Raw genomic sequence first — 6,000 nt, 5'->3', positions numbered from 1 at the left:
GGTCCTGGTCCATCTGCGCGAACGCGTCGCCGACCAGGGCGGCAAGGGACACCGACTGGAGAAAGCGGCCGTCAAGGGCGCGAGTTGGGTTCTCAACCACCCCCGCGCCCTGCGCGCCGCACAACAGACCGCGTCGCGGGGCCGACACCTGATGCCACGGCGGCTGCCGGGGCCCGGCAGCGCGTGGACCGACAGCCGTGACATCCCCGAGCTGCCACAGCAGTCGTTCCGCGACTGGTGGAAGAAGACACAGAAGGAAGCACAGAAGAAGACGCGGAAAGGCGGCACGACACAGAAGGGCGGCAGCCCGTCATGAGCATCGCCTCGGGTTCGCGCGAGCGGATCCTCGCCCGGGTACGCGCCGCCGTCGCCGACGCCCCCGCCGCGCCGGAAGCGACCCGCGACTACCGCGTCACCCACACCCCCGACGACCGCGTCATCGACCTCCTCGCGGAGAACCTCGCCGACTACCGCGCGATCGTCCATCGTACGAACACCGGCGGCCTCCCCGCGCTCGTAGCACGCCTGCTGACGCAAAAGGGCGCGCGGCGCGTCGCCGTACCCCCGAACCTCCCCACCCCCTGGCTGTCGGCGACCGACCCCGGCATCACCCGCGTACAGGACCAACCACAGCTCACCGCAAGGGAGTTGGACGCGGTGGACAGCGTGGTCACGGGCTGCGCGCTGGCGATCGCCGAGACCGGCACCATCGTCCTCGACGCGGGCCCCGACCAGGGCCGCCGCCGCATCACCCTCGTACCCGACCACCACATCTGCGTCATCAGAACCGGCGATCAGGTCGTCGGCTCGGTACCGCAGGCCATCCCCCGCCTCGACCCCACCCGCCCGCTGACCTGGATCTCGGGCCCCTCAGCCACCAGTGACATCGAACTCGACCGCGTCGAAGGCGTTCACGGCCCCCGCACCCTCGAAGTCATCCTCCTCGACGAAAGCGAGTGACCACCCACATGAGCAAGATCAAGAGTGTCGACTGCCGGCTCGTGAACATCGAGCCGGAGACGTTGCGTACGGACGCCAGCCAGACGTTCGTACGCCAGGAGACCATCCTCGTCACGGTCGAGACGGACGACGGCCTGCGCGGCACCGGCTACTCGTACACGATCGGCTCGGGCGGCAGCTCGGTGCTCGCGCTGCTGCGCGACCACCTCGTCGCCACGCTGGTGGGCGCCGACGCCCGTAATGTGGAGGCCATTTGGGCCCGCATGCTCGCCTCCACCCGTGCGACGGCGTTCGGTGTGCTGACCTCCCTCGCACTCGCCGCCGTCGACACGGCGCTGTGGGACCTGCGCTGCCTGCGCGCGGGTGAGCCGCTCTGGCGTCTCGCGGGCGGCGCGCACGACCGGCTGCCGGTGTACGACACCGAGGGCGGCTGGCTGCACCTGTCGACCGAGGACCTGGTGGCGAACGTATCGGCGGCGCAGGCCTCGGGGCTGCGCGGCGCGAAGCTGAAGGTCGGCAAGCCGACGGCGGTCGAGGACGCGGAGCGGCTGGCGGCCGTACGCGAGGCGGTGGGCCCCACCTTCGAACTGATGGTGGACGCCAACCAGTCGCTGACGGGCGCGGAGGCGATCCGCCGGGCGCGTACGTTCGAACCGCTCGACATCGCGTGGTTCGAGGAGCCGCTCCCGGCCGAGGACGTGGCCGGCCACACGCGCCTGGCGCGCTCGACGTCCGTACCCATCGCTGTCGGTGAATCGATCTACAGCGTCGGGCACTTCGCCGAATACCTGTCGGCGGGCGCGGCGAGCATCGTGCAGGTGGACGTGGCACGGGTCGGCGGCATCACCCCGTGGCTGAAGGTCGCGCACGCGGCGGAGGCGTTCAACATCAAGGTCGCCCCGCACTTCCTGATGGAGTTGCACGCGAGCCTGGCCTGCGCGGTCCCGGCGGGTATGTACGTGGAACACATCCCCCAGCTCGGCGCGATCACCCGCAGCGCCCTGGTCATCAAGGACGGCTCGGTCGTACCGCCGGAGACGCCGGGCCTGGGCATCGAATGGGACGAGGACAAGATCGCGGACCTACAGGTCGCCTGAGCAAGCCCCCGCGCGCCCTTTTCCGCCTCTGCGCGCCCTTGTCCCGCGCTTGCCGCCCGGGGGAGAGTCGGAAGACTGCTGTCGGCACTTCGGCCGCGAAGGGATTTCGCATGGGAGATCACGGAACGTCTCCCCCAGCTCCGAATCCACCACCTCCGAAACCATCGCCGCGTGATTCGGACAACCAACACCCCGATGTGTCCAAGCCCGGCAGTGGGAAGCGCGGGAAGTGACTGTCCCTCCCGACCTCGACCGACTGCGCGCTGACGCGTCCGCCGCACTCGACGCCGCCGACGGTTTCGAACAGCCCTGGATGCGGGCGCTGTTCGGGAAGGTCGCCCGTCATGTCTTTGTGCCCGATCGCGTATGGGTCTGGTCGGCGGACGCGTACCGCCCACTGCTCCGGGCGGAGGCCCCCGGCGAGTGGGGCGGGCTCGTCTACGATCCGGCGGGATCCGTGGTGACCCAGGTTGACGACGGGCATCCCGGACCGACCGGCGGGGTGCTGCCCACCAGCTCCATCAGCGCCCCGAACGCCGTCTTCACCATGCTCGCCGCCGCCCAACTGGAGCCCGGACAGCGGGTGCTGGAAGTCGGCACGGGCACCGGCTACAACGCCGCCCTGCTGTGCGAACGGGTCGGCGAGCAGCACGTGACCACCGTGGAGATCGACCCCGCGGTCGCGGCCGGCGCACAGCGAGCCCTCAACGCCGAGGGGTACCATCCCCTGGTCGTGACGGCGGACGGCGAGAGCGGACACCCGCCCCGGGCACCGTACGACAGGATCATCTCGACCGCTTCCGTGCACCGGGTCCCGGGAGCGTGGATCGCCCAGGCGCGCCAGGCCGGGCTGGAGGTCACACCGTGGCGCAGCACCCTGCAACCCAACGGCCTGGCCACGCTCCGGATGACCGAAGAAGGCAGGGCCGAGGGGCACTTCGGCTACCCGATGGCGTTCATGGACGTACGCGGACAGCGGCGGAGCGACCACTCCCCCCTCGGCGCTCTCTACTCCCCGGAGACCTGGCAGGACAGCGCGGAGCGCACAACCGACGCCGAACTCGACTGGCTCACCGACGACTTCCACGCGCGCTTCGCGGCCGGCCTGATGCTCCCGGGGATGTATGCCGAAGAAGAACGGTCCCCCGGCGCCGCCCCCGCCTGGTGGCTGTCCACAGCGAACTCGTGGGCGCGGGTGGCGGAGGGGCGGGTACGCCGATGGGGCCCCCGCGACCTACTGGCGGACCTGGAGCGGGCGCACGGCCACTGGACGCGGGAGGGCAGCCCCGAGCTGTACGAGTACGGCCTCACCGTGACGGCGGACGGCGCCCAGCACCCATGGCTCGGCAAGCCCGCCCGGGTGCTGTGGCAGGCCTGAGGAGCCGGGGCGGGGCGGGGGCGGAGCGGGGGCGGTCAGGTGTCGAGCAGGAAGTCGAACTCGCCGTCCTTGGCCACCAGAATGAACGCGCGCGTCTCGGCGTCGGTGTAACGCAGCGGAGGACGCTGCCGACTCTTCGAGTCATCCACGGCCGCACCACCATGGGGACGAGGACAAGATCGCGGACCTACGCGTGGCGTGAGCCCGGCCCAGGCGCCGCGGCGAGGAGCAGGTCCTCGTACGTGTGGTGGTGGCGGGTGGTCGTGCGGTGGTGCAACAGGGCTGCCGCGCGGGCCGGTTCGCCCGCGTCCACGAGGGCGCGGGCGAGGGTGTCCTCGATGATCTCGCGCTCCACCCGCACCCCGCCGATCCGCTCCGCTCTCTCGCCCAGGGCACTCAGCAGGTCCACCGCCGCGCGCGGGCGCCCCGCCGTGATCTCCGCCAGCGCCTCGACCACCGGGGCCAACACCTCGTGGTAGTCGGGGCGTTCGTCGGCGGCGGCCCGGCGGGCGAGGGCGCGCAGGTCTTCGGTCGCGGCCTCCACAGCCAGGGCCAGGGCCAGGTTGAAGGTGTGGAAGACCTCCGCCATCCCGCCCGGTGCGGCGAGCAACTCCCGTACCTGCTCCGGGTCGCTTCGGCCGGCCGGTGTCTGCCCGGCGAGCAGCAGGCGCCAGTTCGTCGCTGACCGCATGCCGACATCGGTACGAGCCAACGCCGTGTCCGCCCGTCGGCGCGCGTCAGGGAAGTCGCCGCAGGCGATGGACTGGAGCGCCGCGTGCCAGTTCAGATGGCGCGTCTGCACCGCTCGCGGGTCGGCGTCGAGCCACTGGTCCAGGAAGGCGATGGAAGCGGGACCGCTTCCCAACTCGTGCTCGGCGTGGGCGAGGGCGTGCGCGGCCACACCCGAGCGGGGATACAGGGCGAGCGCCCGCTCGGCGAGGTCGTGTGCCTCCCGTACCCGGCCCTGCTCCGCCCTGGTCGAGGCCAGCCAGCTTGTCCACGGCCAGTTGTCCGGACCGGCCAGCGCCGCGTGCTGCTCCATCAGAGCGTCGCCGTGCGCACGGTAGACCGCGTCCCCGCAGGAGGAGAACGCGCCGAGCATGAACCCGGCCATCTCGTCGGCGGGCCACCGGGCCAGGTAACCCACCAGGTGGTCGGCCGTCAGCCGGTACTGCCGGTGCGTGTAGAGGTACACCCCGTACACCAGGCTCGCCTGCCGCTCACCCACGGTCCCCGCGTCCCGGTGCGCGATCACCAACTGCTGCTTCAGCGTGGCGTCGTCCAGGCTGTCGGCGGTCGCCAGGACCAGAAGCGCCCGCGCCACACCGCAGTCCGGATCGTCGCCCACCCACTCCCGCAGCAGAGGCAGCGCCCGCCCGCTCTGGGCCAGCAGCTCAGCCAACGCCGCGTCTCGCACCGGCACACTCGTGGTCACGGTCACCTCCGCCCGGTATTCACCCGCCTGCTCACCCCGTCACACCGAGGACATGAAGACGGCGGTGCAGATGATGCCGCTGTTACCGCAGTGGTTACGCGGCAGACTCAACGGCAAGCCGGCCTGGTTACCGCTTCCCAGCCCGCTCCCCGCCACCGTGGAACCCACGGCCCGCGCGTCGCCCCCACTGACACAGGTGTTGCCGAACACCGCGTTCCCGACCCCGATGACGCTCGCCTGAGCGGCCCCGGCCGGCAGCAGCGCCGCCCCGGCCACCGCGCCCAGCACCGCGACCCGCACACCCGTACGGCCCGCGCCGCCACCCGTAACCCACGTCTCCACGCCCATCGCGCTACTCCTTCACCCGGGACCGCGCCCCGGTGCCCGTACAGTCCGCGCCCGTCAGGACGAAACCCGGGCCGCACCCCCTCAACGAGGGAACGCACCTCCCGTCACATCGAACGCGGCTCGAAACGGACGGGCCGGTGCGGAAGCTGGTTGATCTCGCGCTCGCGCCTGAACACCGGCGTGGTCACGGGCCCCCGCTACCCAGCGACGTGCGGCATGGGTTGGCAGCTCAAGACCTCTGAACACTGATGTCCCTCAAACCAGGCAAAATGAGCGGCATGGTCAACGAGGGGAACAACGGTTTCACTCTGCCGCGCGGGGCGACAGGTTTCTTCCGGCCGAAGGACGGCCCGCTCCCCGAGACTGAACTGTCGGCGTTCCGCGCCGCTCTGTATGCCGCTGCCCGCGTCGCCGGAGGCGAAGTAGGTGAGGTGGAGGAACGGGTGTACCCCCGGACCTTCCACACCGCGACGGTCGTCGGACGCGAAGGCGAGAACACTGTCCTGTGTCACGCTCACCACCCCTGGGTCGCCTTCGCCGAAACACGGCGGGACTGGTACGGAGAGGACTTCCTCGCGCCGCCGCCGTGGGCTCACGCCTTCACCGACGCGGGCTTCACGGTCCTGAGCAGCGAACGGCTCGGCACACCGCTCTCCGACGTGGACACCTCAGTGCTCACGCAGGGCGAGTGGCGTGAGGTCCGCTTCTACGGCATCACCACATTGGGCGGAGTCCTCTTCAACGCGTGGGACTGACACCCACGCAGAAGGCGCCGGTCGTCG

Annotated in this window: 8 protein-coding genes; 5 read left to right on the top strand and 3 right to left on the bottom strand. The window is 71.1% G+C overall.

The features are described from left to right. The 4 genes from QR77_RS22895 to QR77_RS22880 form a co-directional block, all read left to right on the top strand. Positions 1 to 316, top strand: a 316-nt coding sequence (locus QR77_RS22895) for a lactate utilisation protein LutB domain-containing protein (protein WP_040023999.1), incomplete at its 5' end; no start/stop codon positions are given. Then, complete coding sequence (locus QR77_RS22890) at positions 313 to 960, top strand: LUD domain-containing protein (protein WP_040023998.1); 648 nt, start codon at positions 313 to 315, stop codon at positions 958 to 960. The genes QR77_RS22895 and QR77_RS22890, both read left to right, overlap by 4 nt. Positions 961 to 968: 8 nt before the next feature. Next, complete coding sequence (locus tag QR77_RS22885) at positions 969 to 2,057, top strand: mandelate racemase/muconate lactonizing enzyme family protein (protein WP_040028491.1); 1,089 nt, start codon at positions 969 to 971, stop codon at positions 2,055 to 2,057. 229 nt (positions 2,058 to 2,286) lie between these two features. Continuing rightward, the gene (locus QR77_RS22880) at positions 2,287 to 3,435 is read left to right on the top strand and encodes a methyltransferase domain-containing protein (protein WP_052488986.1); all 1,149 of its coding nucleotides are present in this window, start codon (positions 2,287 to 2,289) and stop codon (positions 3,433 to 3,435) included. Between the two features lie 35 nt (positions 3,436 to 3,470). Here the strand turns inward: QR77_RS22880 and QR77_RS46030 are convergent, their stop codons facing one another. From QR77_RS46030 to QR77_RS22870, 3 genes are read right to left on the bottom strand one after another with little or no spacing between them, the layout of a single operon-like run. Continuing rightward, a complete protein-coding gene (locus tag QR77_RS46030) occupies positions 3,471 to 3,584 on the bottom strand; it encodes a DUF397 domain-containing protein (protein WP_150130426.1) in 114 nt (37 codons plus the stop codon). A 38-nt stretch (positions 3,585 to 3,622) separates the two neighbouring features. Next, positions 3,623 to 4,870, bottom strand: coding sequence for a hypothetical protein (locus QR77_RS22875; protein ID WP_236710779.1), 1,248 nt, complete (start codon positions 4,868 to 4,870; stop codon positions 3,623 to 3,625). A 39-nt stretch (positions 4,871 to 4,909) separates the two neighbouring features. Further along, positions 4,910 to 5,218, bottom strand: a complete 309-nt coding sequence (locus QR77_RS22870) for a chaplin family protein (protein WP_040023995.1) — start codon at positions 5,216 to 5,218, stop codon at positions 4,910 to 4,912. A gap of 278 nt (positions 5,219 to 5,496) precedes the next feature. Here QR77_RS22870 and QR77_RS22865 point away from each other — a divergent pair, with 278 nt between their 5' ends. Further along, positions 5,497 to 5,973, top strand: coding sequence for a hypothetical protein (locus tag QR77_RS22865; RefSeq protein ID WP_347359790.1), 477 nt, complete (start codon positions 5,497 to 5,499; stop codon positions 5,971 to 5,973). Positions 5,974 to 6,000 lie beyond the last annotated feature (27 nt).

Source organism: Streptomyces sp. 150FB (assembly GCF_000818195.1).
GTDB lineage: Bacteria > Actinomycetota > Actinomycetes > Streptomycetales > Streptomycetaceae > Streptomyces.
The sequence above is the reverse complement of the archived record's forward strand: the minus strand, read 5'-3'. Positions and strand labels throughout refer to the sequence as shown.